Source organism: Paenibacillus sp. OT2-17, from assembly GCF_009827695.1.
GTDB classification, from domain to species: domain Bacteria; phylum Bacillota; class Bacilli; order Paenibacillales; family Paenibacillaceae; genus Paenibacillus; species Paenibacillus polymyxa_B.
Map to the genome: position 1 here is coordinate 1 of NZ_WUDQ01000008.1, position 18,963 is coordinate 18,963.

Sequence of the window (18,963 nt, forward strand, 5' to 3'; positions counted from 1 at the left end):
TCCGTGACAATGGCTTCAACGTATTGGCCTCGGTCGTAACCGAAAGCGCGGCAGCCAGCTTGTCCGAAGTGGGACTAGACGTACGTACAGGCCGAATGACAGCCGATGAAATGGCTGCAATGATTCGGGAGCAGGGAATACTGGCCGTCGTTGATGCCAGTCATCCTTTTGCAGAAGAAGCACATGCGAATGCGATGACAGCCGCTCGCGTATCCGGAGTTCCTTATATTCGCTACGAGCGAACGGGACTGGTATATGACAATCATCCGTTGCTCCACATCGTGTCTTCCTATGAAGAGGCCGCATTAGAAGCGAAGCAACTCAAAGGCTCTGTAATGCTTACGACAGGCAGTAAGACGCTCGGCACGTTCACCAAGCATTTACTCGGAGACCCGGAGATTCGTCTGGTTGCACGCATGCTGCCGCGCTTGGACAATATGGAGAAATGCAGCGAACTGGGCATGGAGCAAAAGAATATTATTGCCATGCAGGGACCCTTTTCCCGCGAGATGAATGAAGCATTGTACAAGCACTATGGCACGACCGTGATGGTCACCAAGGAAAGCGGACGCACGGGAGCAGTGGATGAAAAGGTTCAATCTGCATTGGAGCTGGGGATTCACGTACTTTTGATTTCCAGGCCGGAAGTGGAATTTGGCACAGTATTTGATCATTTCGACGGAGTCATCGACGCACTGCGTATAGACAAAGAGGAGTCTGTGCTTTAAGACATAAGCCTATGAAGTTGGTCGGTCCAGTCAATCCGATGAATTCAGAACGATTTCTGGCGTGTATTTAAAATATAGTCATCTTAAAATGTGCAGTTTTTGTGTAGAGGTGTTTGTAACTCCTTAACATGAATGTCATTTTCCCTATATAAGACGAACTTGAAAAATGAACATAAAACGGAGTAGTCGGAATGGTGCTGTACAAGCGTAGCGGTCGCTTTTGTCCCCGGATTTCTACGCTGATCATAAGTTTTATTCAAGGAATCCGGGGGCGGTGGCGATGGGAAGCACCATCCGACTGCGTAGTGGAACAATAGGTAACTTTAGTGTTCTAAGCTAATTTAATTTTCTAATTTTCCATAAGGGAGTGGTCGATACGATGGATTTTAAAACAGATTTCAAACCGCTAACGGTACAGCCGCAGGAGATTGAAGGCAAAAGCTTCGAGATGATCACAGAAGAACTGGGAGAGCATCCTTTTACAGCAGAGCAATATCCCGTTGTACAGCGTGTCATTCATGCATCTGCTGATTTTGAGCTGGGCCGGAGCATGGTGTTTCATCCAAAAGCGATTGAAGCCGGGGTTGCAGCTATTCGCGCAGGGCAGCAGGTAGTGGCGGATGTGCAAATGATTCAAGCGGGGCTGAGCAAGGATCGTATCCGTCAATTTGGTGGGGATGTGCATGTGTACATATCTGACCCTGACGTCATGGAAGAAGCGAAAAGGCTGAATACGACACGCGCCATTATTTCCATGCGCAAAGCGATTCAGGCGGGCGAAGGCGGTATCTATGCCATTGGTAATGCGCCGACAGCGTTGCTGGAGTTAATTCGTCTGGTGAAAGAAGGAGCAGCTAAGCCCGGACTGGTAATTGGCATGCCCGTAGGCTTCGTCTCGGCGGCAGAATCCAAGGACGAGCTGCGCAAGCTGGATATTCCGTTCATTACGAATATTGGACGCAAGGGCGGCAGTACAATTGTTGTAGCAGCATTGAATGCGATCTCCTTAATGGCTGTCCGCTAGATGCGGTTGTCCGTTTGCTGTATCATGAAATGAATTGGAACATGATCAGCAGAAGAGGTTAAGGAGGAATTGGCATGGAAAAGGAAGCGGCGTCCGTCGACAGGCCCAAACGGATGAAAAGCGGTGAAGCTCCCGCACCGGACAAGCCGATGCGGTCAGGCTTTACGACTGGAGCTTGTGCGGCTGCAGTGGCCAAAGGAGCGGTACAACTGCTCATCACGGGCATTCCGCCGAAGGAAGCAGTGATATCGCTGCCCGCGGGCTTTGATCATGCGTTTGAGCTGATTGAGCCTGTGTTGGACGCGGACGAAGCTTCCTGCACGACGATCAAGGACGGTGGCGATGACCCAGATGCCACGCATCAGGCGAAAATTATCGCGTCCGTTAGCTGGCGCGAGGAGCCGGGCATTGAGCTGGACGGTGGCATCGGCGTGGGGCGGGTAACGAAGCCCGGTCTGCCTGTGCCTGTCGGGGAAGCAGCGATTAATCCGGTGCCGCGCCGGATGATTACGGAGGCTGTGACAGGCGTGCTTGAAGAGCATGGATCGGCCAAAGGTGTCCGTGTCGTCATCAGCGTACCGGACGGTGAAGAAATTGCCAAGAAAACGTTGAACGGGCGACTTGGCATTCTTGGCGGTATTTCCATACTAGGCACGCGTGGTGTGGTCGTTCCGTTTTCCACGTCAGCTTATAAAGCCAGTGTCGTGCAGGCCATATCGGTTGCGCAAGCGATGAACTGCCAGGAAATAGTCCTGACCACAGGTGGCAGCAGTGAAAAATATGCCATGCAAATGTACGATCAGCTGACGGAAGAGGCCTTTATTCAGATGGGGGATTTTGTCGGCTTTGCCATTAAGCACGGGAAACGGCTGGGAATGAAAAAGATTATTCTCGTCGGTATGCCCGGCAAGCTGTCGAAGGTAGCTCAAGGTGTCATGATGGTTCACTCCAAGAGCGCACCGGTGGACTTTGGCTTTTTGGCTGAGGTCGCGCGTGAAGCAGGTGTGGACGAGTCGCTTGCAGCGGCAGTGGCAGAGGCGAATACAGCTACGCAGGTGGCAGATATGATGACCGAAGCGAATGCGCTGAGCTTTTTTGAAAAGCTGTGTACCTATGGATGTCAGCATTGTCTGGACCATGCAGGTGGTGGAATTGTCGTGGAAATGGTACTGGTAACGATGAAAGGGAACGTGCTGGGGAGGGCGAGAGTCGGTGAGTAGAGTGATTCGTGTCATTGGTATCGGTGAAAATGGAGCGGCGGGTCTGTCGCAGGAGACGCTGGAGCACATTGAGCGTGCCGACCTGCTGGTTGGTGGAGAACGCCAGCTAGCCTTTTTCAAGGCATTCGCAGGGGAAAAACGAACATTAAAGAGCGGCTTATCTGCCGTGGTAGAAGAATTGGGACGGTTGCGCAAGGACAAGGATATTGTCGTGCTTGCGTCAGGCGATCCGCTTTTTTTTGGAATTGCAGGTTATTTGTCTGCCAAGCTGGGGGCTGAACATCTGGATATTTTGCCGCATCTCAGCTCGGTTCAGCTGGCGTTTGCGCGTCTCGGTGAAAGCTGGCAGGATGCGGTGCTGGAAAGCGTACACGGCCGTCCGATGACCGGATTGGCGCAGCGGATCGACGGACAGAACAAGGTCGCGCTGCTGACGGATGACCGAAATCATCCCGCCACAGTCGCTGCCTATTTGCTGCATTATGGCATGACGGAATATGATGCCTTTGTCGGCGAGCATTTGGGCGGACCGGATGAGGCGTATCAGCATTATACGCTGGAAGAGATGGCACAGAGAACGTTCCAACCATTGAATGTGGTTATTTTACGCCGCCGTAAGGGCGAAGACGTGCCTGCAATTCGTCGGGGATTTGGCTTCGAGGATGCGGAATTTCACCAGCGCAAGCCGGAAAAAGGGCTGATCACGAAGCGTGAAGTACGCGTATTCAGCTTGTCCGAGCTGCGTCTGACCGAACGAAGCATCGTATGGGATATCGGCGCAGGCTCCGGCTCTGTAGCGGTGGAATGTGCGCGGCTGGCCAGGTATGGGCAAGTATTTGCCATTGAGAAGAATGAAGGCGATCTGGCTAATGTCGAAGCAAACAAAATCAAATTCCGTACCGATTTCCCGGTCATTCATGCCAAAGCGCCTGCCGGATTGGAAGATCTGCCAGACCCGGATGCGGTGTTTATCGGTGGGAGCGGGGGAGAATTGGCTGAGCTGATTCGTCTGTGTGCTTCCCGTCTACGTAAGGATGGACGAATTGTAGTGAATGCTGCAACGATTGAGACGCTGCATGACGGTATGAAGGCGATGCAAGCAGCAGGACTCGATACTTCGGTGACGTTACTGCAAACAGCGCGTAGCAAGCCGATTTTGAATATGACTCGTTTTGATGGACTCAATCCGATATATGTTATTACAGGACAGCCGGTGGTGGACGTGGCTGATGAAGTAGCAGGGGAGTAAGCTGGTAATTCAAGAGGGGGAGAGAGACAGCATGAATACGACGGCAACAGGAACACTTTACGGCGTAGGTGTGGGGCCGGGTGATCCCGAGCTGATTACAGTCAAGGCGTATCGCATGATTCAGGAATGTGCAGTTGTGGCTTATCCGAAGAAACGCCGGGGAGGTAAGTCGTATGCTCACGAGATCGTGGAGTTGTACGTCAACCCGGAGGAAAAGGAGATGCTGGGACTCATTTTTCCAATGACCAAGGACCCGGTTGTACTAGAGCGTGAATGGAACAAAACGGTGGTTGCTTGCTGGGAGGCACTGAGTCAAGGCAAGGATGTAGCCTTTGTTACAGAGGGAGACCCTAATCTGTACAGTACCTTTATTCATTTGGCACGGCTCATGAAGGATCTCCATCCTGAGGTGCCGATTGTATCTATTCCGGGCATTTCGTCTGTGTTGGGGGCGGCAGCAGCGCTGGAATTGCCTTTGGCAGACGGAGATCAGCAGGTCGGTATTATTCCGGCTACGGATGATCGGGAAGCGATGAAGCGGGCGATTGAGAATCACGATACGGTCGTGTTTATCAAGGTTGCCAAGGTGCTGGATTTGATTTTGGATGTGCTGGATGAACTTAATCTTGGGGACCGTGCATCTGTCATTACCAAGGTCACTTCTCCTTATGAAATGGTATGGCGCAACGCACGTGAGCTGCGCGGACAGGAACTTGAATATTTGAGTTTAATGGTGGTGAGCAAATGACGTTGGAGCCAAAAGTATATATCGTAGGAGCAGGCCCCGGCGATCCGGAGCTGATTACTGTCAAAGGCTCCCGGATTCTACGCACGGCCGATGTGGTATTGTACACGGATTCACTCGTGAACGACGAGTTGATTGCTACGGCCAAACCAGAGGCGCAGGTACTGCAAAGCTCAGGCATGGATCTGGAGCGGCAGGTCGAGATTATGAGCGAGGCTGTGCAGGCTGGACGCAGTGTAGCTCGCGTACATACAGGCGATCCGGCAGTGTACGGTGCCATTTTGGAGCAAATGGTGTTGCTGAAGCAGCGCGGAGTAGCATACGAAATCGTACCAGGCGTCAGCTCGGTCTTTGCTTCTGCGGCGGTGCTGGGTGCAGAGCTAACTGTGCCTGACCTGACACAGACCGTCATTCTGACGCGTGCCGAAGGCCGTACACCTGTACCAGATCGGGAAAAGCTGCGTGACTTGGCATCCCATCACTGTACAGTGGCACTGTTCCTCAGCGCAACGTTGGCAAAGAAAGTGGTCGTTGAGTTTTTGGCAGCAGGCTGGAGTGAGGACACGCCTGTAGCGGTTGTGCAGCGCGCGACCTGGCCGGATCAAAAGATCGTACGCACGACGCTTGCCCAATTGCCCGCCGATTTGCGTGCAGCAGGCATAACGATGCATGCCATGATTTTGGCAGGCTGGGCGCTGGACCCGGAGCTGGTGGACAAGGACGCGCATCGTTCCAAGCTGTACGACAAGTCGTTCACCCATGGCTACCGGAAGGGAGTGAAGCCCGGTGAGTAATCCATTTGCCGCTGTGGCGATCACGAAGCATGGAGTGGAAATGGTCCGCAATTTGGGAGACAGCTTTCCGGGCACGGATGTGTATTACATGTCCAAGTTTGAGCGTGGCGACGAGCAGGAGCGTGGCATTCAGTTGTTCGAAGGCTCGGTCAAGCTGATTTTGCCGGATTTATTTAAACAATATAACGGTATTATTTTGTTTATTTCTCTCGGTGCAGTAGTTCGTATGATTGCACCAATTTTGGTGGATAAAAAGGTAGATCCAGCGGTAGTCGTCATTGATGATCGCGGCGAGCATGTCATTAGCGTATTGTCTGGCCATTTAGGTGGCGCCAATGAATTGACCCGCCATGTAGCGGCTGTACTAGGCGCACGTGCTGTAATCACGACTGCATCGGACGTGCAGGGCACGATCCCGGTGGACATGTTTGGTCGGGAATTGGGTTGGGTGGTCGATAGCTTCGACAAGGCCACTCCTGTGAGCGCTGCTGTTGTGAACGAGGAGCCTGTTGCGCTCATACAAGAGACAGGCGAACGGAACTGGTGGCGTTATGACAAGCCTGTACCTGGACATATCAAGGTATATGCTTCGACGGCAGAAGCATTGCAAGAACCGTTTAACGCCGCATTGGTCGTGAGTGACCGTTTATTGGAGCCGGAGGAAGAGGAGCAGCTTCTTTCTAATGGCGTGCTGTACCGTCCGAAAAGCTTGGTACTCGGCATTGGCTGCAACCGTGGGACTGCATTAGAGGAGCTGGAGGCGGGTGTGCTGGACACCTTGAAGGAGCTGCGTTTGTCCGTGAAAAGCGTACGGAATATTGCCACTATTGATCTGAAAAAGGACGAAGAGGGCTTACTTGCTCTTTGCGCCAAATACGGTTGGGAACTGGTGACGTATACTCCGTCAGAGCTGAATACGGTGCAGCTTCCCAATCCATCGGAAACCGTCTTCAAATACACTGGCGCATATGGGGTCAGCGAACCTTCAGCCTTGTTGTCTTCTGGTGCAGACCATTGGCTGCTTGAGAAGAAAAAAAGCGGCAATATGACGTTGTCTGTAGCGCGGGTTTCCTATGACTGACGTCATGAAGCAGGCTGCTGTACAGTCTGATCCATCTGCCGCTACGCGCAGAAGCCGTATTGTTGTTGCTGGCACAGGCAGCGGCGCAGGCAAAACGACGGTTACCCTCGGGCTGATGAAGGCGTTCGCCGATAGCGGCCTGCGAGTGCAGGGTTTTAAGTGCGGACCGGATTATATTGATCCGACCTATCATACTGCCGCGACCGGGACTTCTTCCCGTAATCTGGATTCATGGATGACCTCACCAGATACGGTGCGTGAAATCTTTATCCGTGCTTCTGAAGGCGCGGATATTTCCGTGATTGAAGGCGTCATGGGGCTGTATGACGGCAAGGACCCGCTCAGCAACACCGGCTCGACCGCTGAGATCGCCATGCTGACGGACAGCCCTGTATTGCTGGTGGTCGACGTGCGCAGTATGGCACGAAGCGCCGCCGCTATTGTGCTCGGCTTTCAGCGCTTGGAGCCCAAGCTGCGCATTGTGGGCGTAATTGTGAATCGCTGCGGTAGCCAAGGGCACTATGGCATCGTCAAAAAGGCGATTGAGCAGGAGTGCGGCATCCCCGTGCTCGGCTGGTTAAAGCGTGATGACGGGCTGGATATTCCCGAGCGTCATCTGGGATTAGTACCTGCTGTGGAACGCGGCGAGCTGGAGCCGCTTTTCCAACGGGCGGCAGAGCTGATCCGCGCGGGTACGGATCTGGATGCACTGCGGGCATTGGCAGATTCGGCTCCGCCGCCCAGCCCGCCTGATCACCCATTATTTTCCCCGGATTGGCTTCCATCAGTAGGGCATGAAGCTGATACCGGAGAACGTCCCGTCATCGCCGTCGCCAGAGACGCGGCTTTCAATTTTTACTACCCGGAAAATATGGATTTGCTACGTCAGGCGGGAGCGGAGATTGTCTATTTCAGTCCTCTGGCGGGAGAACGCGTACCTGAGCAGGCAAGCGGCCTATATCTGGGCGGCGGTTTCCCCGAAGAGTTTGCCGCAGATATCGCTGCAAATACAGGCTTTTTGGAAGATATCCGCAACGCGGTGAGCCGGGATATGCCAGTATTCGCCGAATGCGGCGGTTATATGGTACTGGCACGGACACTTACGGATCGTATGGGTAATGTCCATCACATGGCCGGGGTTATTCCGTCGGACGTCCGCATGCAAGAGAAACGGGCCGCACTGGGATACCGGGAAGCAACCGCTTTGCAGGATTGCTTGCTGCTGGAGGCTGGAGAGACAATTCGGGGACATGAATTTCATTATTCTGTCATGCACTATGATGAATCATCCGCCCCCTACTCCTATGCCTATCAAACCAAGGGGATGCGTGGTCTCCAGAGCGAGGGCTATGCGAAAGGGAACCTTTTGGCAGCCTACACGCATGTTCATCTCGCTTCTCTTCCCAAAGCGGCAACACGCTGGGTGGAACAATGCCGGGCTTACGGTCAATAGTTTTGCAACCGAGTCCACTACTTCATAGAAACGAAAAAAAGCCGATTCCCCTAAAGGGGCCGGCTTTTCTAAATATCAATAGACTTAAACCTTACATAGTTTGGAAGCGTATACATTACTTTTTTGGTGATTCGCTTACATGAGCTTTTTCAGTTGGGAAATCCTTCCCTGACTCACACCAAGCATGGAGGCGAGTTGTTTTTGTGAAGATGCTGGATGTTCTTCCATAAGCTCTCTCATTTTCTCCAAAATAACGTCCGTGCGCTGATAAATTTTTTTCATATGCATATTTTGCTTAAGTGGGGATGAATGGGTTTCAGTCGCTGTGACCGGAAGTAAATCTTCCGTTTTCATCGAGGCTGCACATTCATCGCAGATAAACTGATCTTTAAAGTAGGTGTTGGTATCAACCGCACCGCAAAAAATACAGTTGGTTGATTTGTACTTACGGAGCATGAGTGTCTGGTCTTCAATAAAAAACTCTAATGGATCGCCGATGTCAATCTCCATCGTCATGCGCAACTCTTTAGGTAGCACAATTCGCCCCAAGCTGTCCAAGGGCCGGGTCATTCCAGTCCTTTTCATTCATGCAACCTCCCCGGTTTTTTAAGATTTATAGAATGTATAAGGTTTGAGGCAATTCTTATCAATTCTATAACCGCAAGCATAAATTCTTACAAAAAGCGGCCCTTTATTGTTAATCAAGCATGGACGCACTTTTTTTCTTACGAGTATACCATAAACAGGCCGAATCGCCATCGTTCAGATTTATAAATTTTGAATAAGTTTATCCCGAGCGAACATATATGCTATAATCTTCTGCTAAAGGATTTAATAGGCCGTCTGTAGAATTATTTATATATGCCGTAGCTCGGACAATGATGGCGGTGTTATGGGAAATGGATGAGGGCCAAACGGAATTTTCTGAGCGTTTTGACCCCACAAACAAGAATAAATGACACGGGTCCCGCCTTTAAAGTCCTTATATACAAGTCAGGCAAGGAGGATTTATCATGGAAAAAAGAAAAGCATTGTTGTTAGGAGATTATTCGTATCCGGAGTTTCACCCGCTGCAAGGGGTGGACGAAGAGATTAGCCATATTTTACAGGATTGGATGACCGTACAATGCAGTGAGAATCGTAAAATGCTGCTCAAGGAAAATCTAACCCCATTCGATCTATGTATCTCGTACTGTGATAGCCGCAAGGAGGTCCTGTCTCCTCAACAAACAGCAGGATTGCTGTCCTATGTTAGCGGCGGGGGTGGATTGCTTGTGCTGCATAACGGAATCACATTGCAAGGACGGTATGAGATTGCACAATTAATGGGGGCGCGTTTCTTGCGGCATCCGGCTGCCGGACCACTTTCCTTCAAAGTAACGGCGCCGGATCATCCGATTATGGAAGGAATCGAGCCGTTTGAGATCCAAGAGGAACCGTATCGTTTTGACTTTGATCCATTCACTGAAAAAACACTACTGATGGAATATGAACACGAGGGCGAGTGGTGGCCGGCGGCATGGTCACTGTCCTATGGCTTGGGTCGGGTCGTCTATTTGATGCCTGGACATAATCAGCCAAGCTTCCAGCACGAGGGATACCGCAAGCTGCTGCTTCAGGCTGCCAAGTGGGCTGGACGCTTTCCAGGTTAAACATAGATCATTCCATTCATTGAGGAAGGGGAGCTGCGAGCTTTATGCGGCTCCCCTTTTCAGGTTATACTATAGGTAATCACAGGTAGGGGAGGATATATTATGAGCGATTTGTTCAAAAAAGCCATCTCATTGGGGTGGGGCCTCACCGTTGTCAGCAAAGAAAAGGTGGAGAAAGCCGTCGAGGATCTCGTAAACCGGGGAGAACTTGCGCCCTCGGAATCCAAAGCGCTGGTCGATCGTCTGATCGAACGAGGGGCAGAGGAACAGGGACAATTCAAAACAGTGATCCGCGAACAGGTTAGCCGCATTTTGCAGGAGCTGGAAGTACCTACCGAAAATGATGTTACAAGTTTGGAGCAACGTGTGGCATTGTTGGAAAAACAGGTAGCGGAGCTGGAAAAAGAAAAGGCGGCGCTTACGGGTTCGAGCGACGCTGAAGAAGCGAACCGGCTGGATTAAAATGGCGGTTCGTATGAAGCACGCCGGTCGTTACCGGGAAATTGCCATGGCGCTGGCGCGTCATGGCTTTGGCTATATGGTGGAAGAAATGGGACTGTTCCAGCTGCTGTCATTGCCTCGCAAGTGGCTGACGAGAGAAACTCCGGAGTCCAAAACGCTAGGTGAACGGATTCGACTTGTGCTGGAGGATCTGGGGCCTGCATTCATCAAGCTTGGACAGTTGGCAAGCACACGTGCTGACCTGCTGCCGGAGCCTATTATCCGTGAGCTGGTTAAGCTTCAGGATCAGGTACCGCCGTTTTCATCTGAAACAGCGCGTGGCATTCTGGAGCAGGAGCTGGACACGTCATTAGAGGACATACTGGTTCGTTTTGACGATGTTCCGCTGGCCGCTGCTTCGATCGGGCAAGTGCATCTGGGCAAGCTGCACAGCGGCGAAATGGTCGCCATTAAAATCCAGCGTCCTGGCGTTAATCGCATTATTCGGCGAGATTTGGACATTTTGCGGGAACTGACCGCTATGGCAGCCAAGCGCTGGGAATGGGTAGAGCGGTATCAGCTTCGCCAGATGGTAGAGGAGCTGGGGAGATCGCTCATTCAGGAGCTGGATTACAACCATGAAGCCCGTAACACAGAGAAGATTGCGCTCCAATTTGAGCAGGACCCACATATCTATATTCCGAAAATATACTGGGATCATACCTCTTCCCGTATACTGACCATGGAGTTTCTAGACGGAACTCACTTAGGTAGTCGTGAAGAGCTATTACGCCGTGGATATAACTTGAAAGAACTGGCGCAGCGGCTGGTGAACAGCATGCTGCATCAAATTTTTATGGAGGGTTTTTTTCATGCCGATCCCCATCCGGGGAATTTACTCGTTCTGAAAAATGGCAGTCTCGCTTATTTGGACTTTGGCATGACGGGAAGGCTGAGCGAAGAGATGAAGAATCATCTCGCTTCCCTCATTATTGCCCTGATGCGCAAAAATACCGATGCCATGGTTCGGTCTATCGAACGTTTGGGTCTGGTCGAACCGGACACCGACCTGAATGCGTTGCGTGCCGATCTGGACAAGATACGCGAAGATTACTCAGACGTTCCTTTCTCACAGGTCAGTATTGGTGATGCTTTGAACGACCTATTTGGCGCAGCGCAGCGCCATCGGATTGGTTTGCCGTCGGACGTCCTGTTGCTAGGCAAGGCGTTGCTGACACTGGAGGGGGTCGTGGAGCATCTGGACCCTGATCTCAGTATTATCGCTTTGGCTGAGCCCTTTGGTAACAAGCTGTTGAAGGAACGCTTCAGTGGTCGTCGTATCCGAGGCAAGCTACTGGGTGGTGCAACCGAGCTGGTGGAGACGCTGATGGAACTGCCAGGACAGGCGAGACATTTGGCCTCGATTATCAGCAAGGGCAAGCTTAAGCTGGAGGTTACTGTGCCGGAGCTGGAAATGCTTCTGCGCAGGCTGGATCAGATCAGCAACCGCCTCTCATTCAGTATCGTGCTGTTAGCGTTCAGCATTATTATGGTCGGACTGATTATCGGTTCATCGCTGAATCATCAGGCGACCATGCTGTGGAATGTACCTGCCATTGAAATCGGCTTTGTTGTAGCTCTCTTAATGGTTGCCTTTTTACTGTATTCCATTTTTAAATCGGGAAGGTTTTAGATACCGACCAGGAAGGAGGGGTTATGGATACACATAAGATGAATAATCTCCTAATTGCAGATGTGCCATGGCACCGCCTGACTACTCCTTATGGTAGGGGCACGGAGTTGCCACAATTGATATCCAACGGGGAGTACGCAGCAATTGCTGATCTGATAGAGCATCAAGGCACACTGTGGCAGGTTACGCCATGGGTGTTACTTTTCTTATTGCGTAATATGCATACGAGAAATTCGGATGATATCACGCTGAGTGAGTTGGAACTGTACCATGCGGTGGTTGGAGCATTGGACATGGAAAATGCACAAGAGGATTCACAGAAGTCTGTGGAATCTCTAACCATGCTGCTGGACGAAAAATATCTATGGCCGACAGACAGCGATCCAGAAGAAGATGAACTGGAGTGGGAAGAGGAAGAAGCACGCGGTTATGATCCGGTAGCTTTTTGGAGTTATTATGACTATAGCTATCGATTATTGAAGAAAGCACTGCCTGACTTTGAAAGCCTACTTCAGCACCATGCGGACTCGGAGATTGCTGAAGCTCTATCGGAGCTTGTACAGGAGTTGCGAAAATTTTAAATATAAGAAAACGAATAAGATGAAGATACTGGTCGATATTTCAAGGAAATAGATGATTTCTTTCTGTAAACAGCCTTTTAACTCATTCGTCTCTGCGAATTCCTTACGTTATAATGATGGACTGAATGTAACGGACCGGGTTCGTTTGAGAGAGACGAGCTGAATGATAGGAGAGCCTTGGCGATTGGCAGCTGGACGGATGCCCGAAACACACGGGTTGCGAGTCAACACGCTACTCTCTGTAAATATAGGAGGCTGGAACGAGACAGTATGAATCTTAGACAACAATGGTTCGGTAATATCCGGGCCGATATACTTGCGGGCATGACTGTGGCGCTAGCACTAATTCCTGAGGCGATTGCCTTCTCGATCATTGCGGGGGTCAATCCCATGGTCGGACTGTACGCCTCCATCTCGATGGCAATTGTCATCTCTTTTGCAGGTGGACGTCCGGCGATGATCTCGGCAGCGACCGGGGCCGTAGCTGTACTGGTCGTTGGCCTGGTGAAGGATCATGGCGTGGAATATCTGTTTGCAGCTACCATTTTGGCAGGAATCATTCAAGTGCTGCTGGGTGTTTTGAAAATAGGTCGCTTTATCAGCTTTATTTCGCAGCCAGTCATGACCGGATTTGTGAATGCGCTGGCGATCCTCGTCTTTATGGCGCAACTCACCCACTTTCATGGAGCTAATTGGATCATGTACGCGATGGTAGCGGGGACGCTACTTATTGTGTATATTTTACCGAGATTTGTGAAAAGCATTCCTGCTCCATTGACGGCAATCATCATTATGACGATCATTACGTATGTATTTGGATTGAATGTGAAAACGGTAGGAGATATCGGTACGCTAACCAGCTCGCTGCCTTCATTCCATTTGCCGCAAATTGAGTGGTCGTGGCATACTTTGCGGATTTTGCTGCCGTATTCCTTTACGATGGCACTGGTTGGACTGCTGGAATCGCTGCTGACAGCCAGTATTTTGGATGAAATGACCGAAACGAAAAGCAATAAAAACCGGGAAGCCCGCGGCCAAGGGATCGCTAACTTTGTAAATGGCTTTTTTGGTGGCATGGGTGGTTGTGCCATGATCGGACAATCCGTCATTAATGTCAGCTCAGGCGGAAGAGGGCGTTTGTCCACTTTTACGGCTGGGGTATTCTTGGCCTTTCTGCTGCTCGTGCTTGGCGGGGTTGTAAAGGAAGTGCCAATGGGCGCATTGGTGGGAGTCATGTTCATGGTGTGTATTGGAACTGTGGATTGGAAATCGCTCCGAAACATTGCCAAGGTTCCGAAAGCAGATACGTTAATTATGGTAGTCACGGTGATCATCGTGGTGGCTACGCATGATTTGTCCAAGGGCGTGATCGTGGGCGTACTGCTGAGTGCCCTGCATTTTGGCTGGAAAATGGCTAAAATCCGCATTAGCGCGACGGAGAACAACGATGAGAAGGTGTACCATGTCAGGGGTCCGATGTTTTTTGCTTCAACGACTCATTTTGTCGATCATTTCGAACCTTCGGATGATCCAGAACGTGTCGTGGTGGACTTTAGCCATTCTCATATTTGGGATCACTCGGCGGTTACTGCCATCGGCAAGGTGCTGCAAAAGTATACGAAATCCGGCAAATCTATTACCCTGCAAGGGTTAAATGAGGAAAGCCGTTTAATTATAGAGAAGCTTGGCGGTCCTGTAGTTACAGAGCCACTCGTGTGATGAATCGTATAGCATAAATCAAAGCTTGAAATGAAATTTATTCATTTCAAGCTTTTTTTATTTATTTCTGAAATAAAACAACACTTTTCTTCCTAAATCATAGATAAATATGACAAATTTTCATCAAAGTATTGACGTAATAATTGGGCAGGAATACAATCATTGTTATTAAGCAAAGCAAATACATAGGAATAATCGAAAATCGAAAGGTATGCACATATGAACTTAGACTGGGAGTTTATTGTAGAGAGCTTGCCGTTATATGGAGAAGCTATGTGGCTGACGTTGAAGATCGCCTTTTTTGCTATTCTATTTTCATTAGTCGTCGGTTTGCTGTGCAGCACAGTGCTGTATTACAAGGTAAGGGGAATTAGCGGCATCATTGTTGCCTATATTGAGCTTTCCCGAAATACGCCGCTGCTTGTACAGTTATATTTTCTGTATTATGGGTTTACGAAAATAGGTCTGCATATGAGCGAAATGACGTGTGCCATTGTGGGCATGACCTTTTTGGGCGGGGGGTATATGGCTGAGGCGTTCCGTGGGGGAATGGAAGCAGTGAGTAAAACCCAGACGGAATCCGGGCTGAGTCTCGGGCTGTCCAAGATACAACTGGCGAGATATGTTATTTTGCCACAGGCTTTTGCCATCAGTGTTCCGTCTCTGGGAGCGAATGCGATTTTTTTGCTCAAGGAGACTTCCATTGTTGGCGCCATTGCTTTATTAGATCTGATGAATGTGGCAAAAGACCTGATCGGCATGTACTACAAAACAACAGAATCACTAATTCTGCTGGTATTGGCATATCTCGTCCTGCTTTTACCTTTGTCGATACTGCTGACGTGGGTGGAAAGGAAGGTGCGATATGCTGAATTCGGGGATTAATGTGCTCTTTGAAGGTTCCAATTTCGAGCGTCTATTAGGGGGATTGCTCGTTACGCTGGAGATTGCGCTACTTTCCATTATTATCGGTACTCTATTAGGCATTTTGATGGGGTTGCTGCGCACCTTAAAATCAAGACCGATTCGGTTTGTGCTGAAATTATATTTGGAGACATTCCGCATTATTCCAATTCTGGTGTGGTTGTATGTCGTATATTTTGGATTTACTCCTTTGTTGAATGTGAATATCAGCGGGGAATTGACAGCAATTATCGTATTCAGCCTGTGGGGAGCGGCCGAGATTGGTGACATCGTTCGTGGTGCATTGGAATCACTGCCCAAGCATCAGGTGGAATCCGGGCAGGCACTGGGACTGACATATAGACAGTTATACCGCCATGTGCTCATTCCCCAGGCGGTGCGCCGAATGCTTCCCGGTTCTATTAATCTGGCGACACGGATGATCAAAACCACTTCATTAGTGGTGCTGATCGGTGTAGTGGAAGTGGTCAAGGTCGGACAGCAGATTATTGAGCTCGGTGTAATCAAAGCGCCCTCGGCATCCTTCTGGGTGTACGGCTTTATTTTCATATTGTATTTTCTCGTATGCTATCCGTTATCCAGACTTTCCAAAAGATTTGAACGCAGATGGCAAAATTAGCAGGATGGGGTGGGTGTCATGGGAGAGGCTGTGGAGGTTTTACTCGAAATTCGAGGGCTGCACAAAAGCTTCGAAGACCGAAAAGTACTGCAACAGATTAATCTGGATGTAACGAAGGGGGAAGTCGTGGTCGTTCTCGGTCCTTCGGGATGTGGAAAAAGCACACTCCTCCGATGTCTCAATGGTCTGGAACCAGTCCAGAGCGGAGCTATCCGTTATAGAGGGCAGGACCTGACGGATAAGAAAGTGAATTGGCGCGAGGTGCGGCAGCATATCGGAATGGTGTTCCAGAACTACGAATTGTTTCCGCATATGACGGTCTTAGAAAATATATTGCTCGGCCCGCTTAAAGTTCAGCGGAGAAACAAGCAGGAGGCACTTGAGCAAGCGGAGCAGCTATTGGAGCGAGTGGGTCTGCTGGATCGCAAAGATGCGTATCCGAGACAATTATCAGGCGGGCAAAAGCAACGGATTGCGATTGTGCGCGCCCTGTGTATGAACCCGGAAATTATGCTCTTTGATGAAGTCACCGCATCCTTGGACCCGGAAATGGTCAGAGAGGTGCTGGATGTCATGCGAGAGCTGGCACAACAGGGCATGACCATGATTATCGTGACGCATGAAATGGGATTTGCCAAGTCGGTAGGAGATCGTATCGTTTTTATGGATCAAGGACAAATATGTGAAATGACTACGCCACAGCAATTTTTTACCCAACCGGAAACAGAGCGTGCCCAGCACTTTCTGGATATATTTCAGTACGAAACGATATAAACAGGGGGATGAATACAGATGAGAAAAGGAATGAAGTTCACGACGTTATTACTGGCTTTAAGCTTGCTGCTTGTTGGTTTGGCGGGATGTGCAGGAGGCGGAAATACCAACGGTAGTTCAGGCTCGGCTAAATTTGCTTCGATTGAGGACATTAAAAAGAATGGCAAGATTCGAATTGGTGTATTTGCAGATAAGCCGCCTTTTGGCTACGTGGATTCGGAAGGGAAGAATCAAGGCTTTGACGTTTACATTGCGAAGCGGTTTGCCAAAGATCTCTTGGGTGACGAGTCCAAGGTGGAATTTGTCCTGGTGGATGCTGCCAGCCGGGTCGCCTATTTGGAATCCAACAAGGTAGATATCATCATGGCTAACTTTACGGTGACGGATGAGCGTAAAGAAAAAGTCGATTTTGCCAATCCATATATGAAATTATCCTTTGGCATTGTGTCACCTGACAGCGCTCCAATCACCACGATTGACCAATTGAAGAATTCGGAACAAAAGCTGATTGTCGCAAAGGGAACGACGGCTGAAACCTATTTCACGAAAAATTATCCTGACATCAAGCTGCTTAAATTCGATCAATATACAGAAATCTTCTCAGCCCTCAAAGACAAACGCGGCGCCGCCATTGCCAACGATAATACAGAGCTGATCGCCTGGGCCAAGGCCAACCCCGGCTTTACCGTAACCATCCCGGCTTTTGGTGGTCAAGATACAATTGCACCCGCAGTAGCAAAGGGAAATAAGGAGTTGTTAGACTGGATCAACAATGAGCTGGCTACATTAGGCAAGGAAAACTTTGTGCATCAAGCCTACAAGGACACATTGACCTCTGTTTATGGAGAAGGCTTTACAGATCAATTGGTTGTAGAGGGCGGCAAAGTGGATTAATCATAGTATAAGTTGTTGTTTTACCATAAAGAAGCGTTGGGACAACAAGCCCAACGCTTCTTTAATATGGGGAAAAGAGGGCCTTAGCAACCTCTTATTTTGTCATGGAAATGCCCACTGGGCTAATAGTAATCCTCATTCTCATGTTACAGTCTCACTGTCTCTCAATTCCATCTTCAGGAATGTATTCTATAATATCAGCGAGAGTAATAGCCCTTGTAAATCTTCGTTGGCGGGCAAATCTATTCAAAGCATCAAGTATATGGACTAGTGTTTCCAGTTCAAGTCTTTTGGTTTTGCCATTTACCATATCTATTACGGTAGCCGGACGTATTTTTGCTTCTACGGCCAGTTTATTTCGGGAAATATCAAGTTCTTCTAAAATATCGCCAAGTTTAAAATGATATCTCTCATGAACATTCATGATGAAAAATACTCCTTTATCAGTATAGATTCTAGTTACACGTACTCTGAAATAATGATAACAATTATGCTAAATAACAAGGGAAAAAATATCCCTGCCAGGGGCAGAGATATAAGGTGCAGCGGACTATTCTGTGAATGAATTAGTGTTTCTCTAGTTCATTTTCAGGTATATATTCGAGAACATCATGTAGAGTTAATGGACGACCAGAGAGCCGAATCAGTGTTTCCATCACGGTATTAAATGTTTTAAATTCGATTCGCTTGGATGTATTGTTACACATCTCATAGATGGTATTAGGCCTGATTTTTGCCTCACGAGCGAGAGCGTTTTTAGTAATCCCGATTTCTCGAAGTAATTCTTCAAGTTTAAAAACAATTCCCATACATACACCTCATTATAGAAATTTAAATAGAAATAACATTAACTATTGAAGTTCATCTTTAAAGGATATAAAATAACTACAAAGGTTAATCTTTAAAAGTTATAAAATTTACAAATCTAATCTTTAGTAAAGACCGTTTTAATAGATGTGAAGGGAGCTAAATCTAAATGAACAAAAGTAATTTTGAAAAAGTAAGTGTCATTCTTGGTCCCTGTGATCTTCCGCATATGTATGAGCTTTTTGAAGGCTATCTGATCAAGGACCGTTACGTCATGATGATCGACAATAGCGTGCTTACTCTTCGACATGTAAAAAAGGAAAAGCATTATTCGCATCTATATGTTGATGGTGACACGGGAGGAATTCACTCTTGCAAGGCATGTACAACGTGAAGACATAGATGTGATTACTGAGTTGGTCGAACGATTGCGCAACATGGATGCATTAAGTTTTCTTACAGATGAATTGTTATGGAACACATGTCGGGAAGATATAGACTTTGATTTAGTTCGGAATAAAGGACTATGAAAATGGCGAACATAAATCTGATTCGAATTTTTGTT

The 18,963-nt window shown here is 48.9% G+C and carries 20 protein-coding genes and 1 pseudogene; 18 read left to right on the forward strand and 3 right to left on the reverse strand.

Annotated features, from left to right (window positions below; all coding sequences use genetic code 11):
* From cobK to GRP75_RS04105, 8 genes are all read left to right on the forward strand, one after another.
* Positions 1-728 (forward strand): precorrin-6A reductase (cobK, locus tag GRP75_RS04070; protein WP_160788660.1); only part of this gene is annotated, 728 nt, incomplete at its 5' end.
* 379 nt (positions 729-1,107) lie between these two features.
* Positions 1,108-1,752, forward strand: coding sequence for a precorrin-8X methylmutase (locus GRP75_RS04075; RefSeq protein ID WP_013312413.1), 645 nt, complete (start codon positions 1,108-1,110; stop codon positions 1,750-1,752).
* A gap of 74 nt (positions 1,753-1,826) precedes the next feature.
* Positions 1,827-2,972: a cobalt-precorrin-5B (C(1))-methyltransferase gene (locus GRP75_RS04080; protein WP_160788661.1), complete on the forward strand. Its 1,146-nt coding sequence runs from the start codon at positions 1,827-1,829 to the stop codon at positions 2,970-2,972.
* The gene (locus GRP75_RS04085; protein ID WP_068938981.1) at positions 2,965-4,221 is read left to right on the forward strand and encodes a bifunctional cobalt-precorrin-7 (C(5))-methyltransferase/cobalt-precorrin-6B (C(15))-methyltransferase; all 1,257 of its coding nucleotides are present in this window, start codon (positions 2,965-2,967) and stop codon (positions 4,219-4,221) included. Before GRP75_RS04080 ends, GRP75_RS04085 begins: the two co-directional genes overlap by 8 nt.
* 31 nt (positions 4,222-4,252) lie before the next feature.
* Positions 4,253-4,969, forward strand: a complete 717-nt coding sequence (cobI, locus tag GRP75_RS04090; protein ID WP_160788662.1) for a precorrin-2 C(20)-methyltransferase — start codon at positions 4,253-4,255, stop codon at positions 4,967-4,969.
* Positions 4,966-5,760 (forward strand): precorrin-4 C(11)-methyltransferase, encoded by a 795-nt coding sequence (cobM, locus tag GRP75_RS04095; protein WP_160788663.1) that lies wholly within the window; start codon positions 4,966-4,968, stop codon positions 5,758-5,760. The genes cobI and cobM overlap by 4 nt, the downstream gene beginning before the upstream one ends.
* Positions 5,753-6,841: a cobalamin biosynthesis protein gene (locus GRP75_RS04100; RefSeq protein ID WP_160788664.1), complete on the forward strand. Its 1,089-nt coding sequence runs from the start codon at positions 5,753-5,755 to the stop codon at positions 6,839-6,841. Before cobM ends, GRP75_RS04100 begins: the two co-directional genes overlap by 8 nt.
* Positions 6,834-8,294: a cobyrinic acid a,c-diamide synthase CobB gene (locus GRP75_RS04105; RefSeq protein WP_160788665.1), complete on the forward strand. Its 1,461-nt coding sequence runs from the start codon at positions 6,834-6,836 to the stop codon at positions 8,292-8,294. The genes GRP75_RS04100 and GRP75_RS04105 overlap by 8 nt, the downstream gene beginning before the upstream one ends.
* 135 nt (positions 8,295-8,429) lie before the next feature.
* On the opposite strand, the gene GRP75_RS04110 is transcribed toward GRP75_RS04105, so the two are convergent.
* Positions 8,430-8,879: an AbrB/MazE/SpoVT family DNA-binding domain-containing protein gene (locus tag GRP75_RS04110; RefSeq protein WP_071558108.1), complete on the reverse strand. Its 450-nt coding sequence runs from the start codon at positions 8,877-8,879 to the stop codon at positions 8,430-8,432.
* A gap of 428 nt (positions 8,880-9,307) precedes the next feature.
* On the opposite strand from GRP75_RS04110, the gene GRP75_RS04115 reads away from it, so the two are divergent.
* From GRP75_RS04115 to GRP75_RS04155, 9 genes are all read left to right on the forward strand, one after another.
* Positions 9,308-9,946, forward strand: a complete 639-nt coding sequence (locus GRP75_RS04115) for a ThuA domain-containing protein (protein WP_023990782.1) — start codon at positions 9,308-9,310, stop codon at positions 9,944-9,946.
* Between the two features lie 102 nt (positions 9,947-10,048).
* Positions 10,049-10,408 carry a phasin family protein gene (locus GRP75_RS04120; RefSeq protein WP_013312404.1) on the forward strand — a complete coding sequence of 120 codons (360 nt, stop codon included), beginning with the start codon at positions 10,049-10,051 and terminating at the stop codon, positions 10,406-10,408.
* 1 nt (position 10,409) lies between these two features.
* Positions 10,410-12,080 (forward strand): ABC1 kinase family protein, encoded by a 1,671-nt coding sequence (locus tag GRP75_RS04125; protein ID WP_023990781.1) that lies wholly within the window; start codon positions 10,410-10,412, stop codon positions 12,078-12,080.
* A 23-nt stretch (positions 12,081-12,103) separates the two neighbouring features.
* Positions 12,104-12,661: a hypothetical protein gene (locus GRP75_RS04130; protein WP_160788666.1), complete on the forward strand. Its 558-nt coding sequence runs from the start codon at positions 12,104-12,106 to the stop codon at positions 12,659-12,661.
* 270 nt (positions 12,662-12,931) lie between these two features.
* The gene (locus GRP75_RS04135) at positions 12,932-14,380 is read left to right on the forward strand and encodes a SulP family inorganic anion transporter (protein WP_028540738.1); all 1,449 of its coding nucleotides are present in this window, start codon (positions 12,932-12,934) and stop codon (positions 14,378-14,380) included.
* Between the two features lie 219 nt (positions 14,381-14,599).
* Positions 14,600-15,265 carry an amino acid ABC transporter permease gene (locus GRP75_RS04140; protein ID WP_023990776.1) on the forward strand — a complete coding sequence of 222 codons (666 nt, stop codon included), beginning with the start codon at positions 14,600-14,602 and terminating at the stop codon, positions 15,263-15,265.
* Positions 15,246-15,923, forward strand: a complete 678-nt coding sequence (locus tag GRP75_RS04145) for an amino acid ABC transporter permease (RefSeq protein ID WP_023990775.1) — start codon at positions 15,246-15,248, stop codon at positions 15,921-15,923. Before GRP75_RS04140 ends, GRP75_RS04145 begins: the two co-directional genes overlap by 20 nt.
* Before the next feature lie 18 nt (positions 15,924-15,941).
* Entirely contained in the window at positions 15,942-16,697 is a 756-nt protein-coding gene (locus tag GRP75_RS04150; protein WP_025721631.1) for an amino acid ABC transporter ATP-binding protein, read from the forward strand.
* A gap of 18 nt (positions 16,698-16,715) precedes the next feature.
* Complete coding sequence (locus tag GRP75_RS04155) at positions 16,716-17,591, forward strand: cysteine ABC transporter substrate-binding protein (protein ID WP_023990773.1); 876 nt, start codon at positions 16,716-16,718, stop codon at positions 17,589-17,591.
* A 154-nt stretch (positions 17,592-17,745) separates the two neighbouring features.
* Here GRP75_RS04155 and GRP75_RS04160 read toward each other — a convergent pair whose 3' ends face one another.
* Positions 17,746-18,015, reverse strand: a complete 270-nt coding sequence (locus GRP75_RS04160; RefSeq protein WP_160788667.1) for a helix-turn-helix domain-containing protein — start codon at positions 18,013-18,015, stop codon at positions 17,746-17,748.
* A 142-nt stretch (positions 18,016-18,157) separates the two neighbouring features.
* The gene (locus tag GRP75_RS04165; RefSeq protein ID WP_023990771.1) at positions 18,158-18,400 is read right to left on the reverse strand and encodes a helix-turn-helix domain-containing protein; all 243 of its coding nucleotides are present in this window, start codon (positions 18,398-18,400) and stop codon (positions 18,158-18,160) included.
* Positions 18,401-18,567: 167 nt separating this feature from the next.
* On the opposite strand from GRP75_RS04165, the pseudogene GRP75_RS30710 reads away from it, so the two are divergent.
* Positions 18,568-18,928: pseudogene (locus GRP75_RS30710) on the forward strand (hypothetical protein).
* The last annotated feature ends 35 nt before the right edge of the window (positions 18,929-18,963 follow it).

What these genes read in the sequence shown, in the direction of transcription:
- GRP75_RS04165 (WP_023990771.1), bottom strand. Translation starts at nt 18,400, where the DNA reads ATGGGAATTGTTTTTAAACTTGAAGAATTACTTCGAGAAATCGGGATT.
- GRP75_RS04145 (WP_023990775.1), top strand. Translation starts at nt 15,246, where the DNA reads ATGCTGAATTCGGGGATTAATGTGCTCTTTGAAGGTTCCAATTTCGAG.
- GRP75_RS04155 (WP_023990773.1), top strand. Translation starts at nt 16,716, where the DNA reads ATGAGAAAAGGAATGAAGTTCACGACGTTATTACTGGCTTTAAGCTTG.
- GRP75_RS04135 (WP_028540738.1), top strand. Translation starts at nt 12,932, where the DNA reads ATGAATCTTAGACAACAATGGTTCGGTAATATCCGGGCCGATATACTT.
- GRP75_RS04160 (WP_160788667.1), bottom strand. Translation starts at nt 18,015, where the DNA reads ATGAATGTTCATGAGAGATATCATTTTAAACTTGGCGATATTTTAGAA.
- cobI (WP_160788662.1), top strand. Translation starts at nt 4,253, where the DNA reads ATGAATACGACGGCAACAGGAACACTTTACGGCGTAGGTGTGGGGCCG.
- GRP75_RS04080 (WP_160788661.1), top strand. Translation starts at nt 1,827, where the DNA reads ATGGAAAAGGAAGCGGCGTCCGTCGACAGGCCCAAACGGATGAAAAGC.
- GRP75_RS04125 (WP_023990781.1), top strand. Translation starts at nt 10,410, where the DNA reads ATGGCGGTTCGTATGAAGCACGCCGGTCGTTACCGGGAAATTGCCATG.
- GRP75_RS04110 (WP_071558108.1), bottom strand. Translation starts at nt 8,879, where the DNA reads ATGAAAAGGACTGGAATGACCCGGCCCTTGGACAGCTTGGGGCGAATT.
- GRP75_RS04120 (WP_013312404.1), top strand. Translation starts at nt 10,049, where the DNA reads ATGAGCGATTTGTTCAAAAAAGCCATCTCATTGGGGTGGGGCCTCACC.
- cobM (WP_160788663.1), top strand. Translation starts at nt 4,966, where the DNA reads ATGACGTTGGAGCCAAAAGTATATATCGTAGGAGCAGGCCCCGGCGAT.
- GRP75_RS04115 (WP_023990782.1), top strand. Translation starts at nt 9,308, where the DNA reads ATGGAAAAAAGAAAAGCATTGTTGTTAGGAGATTATTCGTATCCGGAG.
- GRP75_RS04105 (WP_160788665.1), top strand. Translation starts at nt 6,834, where the DNA reads ATGACTGACGTCATGAAGCAGGCTGCTGTACAGTCTGATCCATCTGCC.
- GRP75_RS04150 (WP_025721631.1), top strand. Translation starts at nt 15,942, where the DNA reads ATGGGAGAGGCTGTGGAGGTTTTACTCGAAATTCGAGGGCTGCACAAA.
- GRP75_RS04075 (WP_013312413.1), top strand. Translation starts at nt 1,108, where the DNA reads ATGGATTTTAAAACAGATTTCAAACCGCTAACGGTACAGCCGCAGGAG.
- GRP75_RS04130 (WP_160788666.1), top strand. Translation starts at nt 12,104, where the DNA reads ATGGATACACATAAGATGAATAATCTCCTAATTGCAGATGTGCCATGG.
- GRP75_RS04140 (WP_023990776.1), top strand. Translation starts at nt 14,600, where the DNA reads ATGAACTTAGACTGGGAGTTTATTGTAGAGAGCTTGCCGTTATATGGA.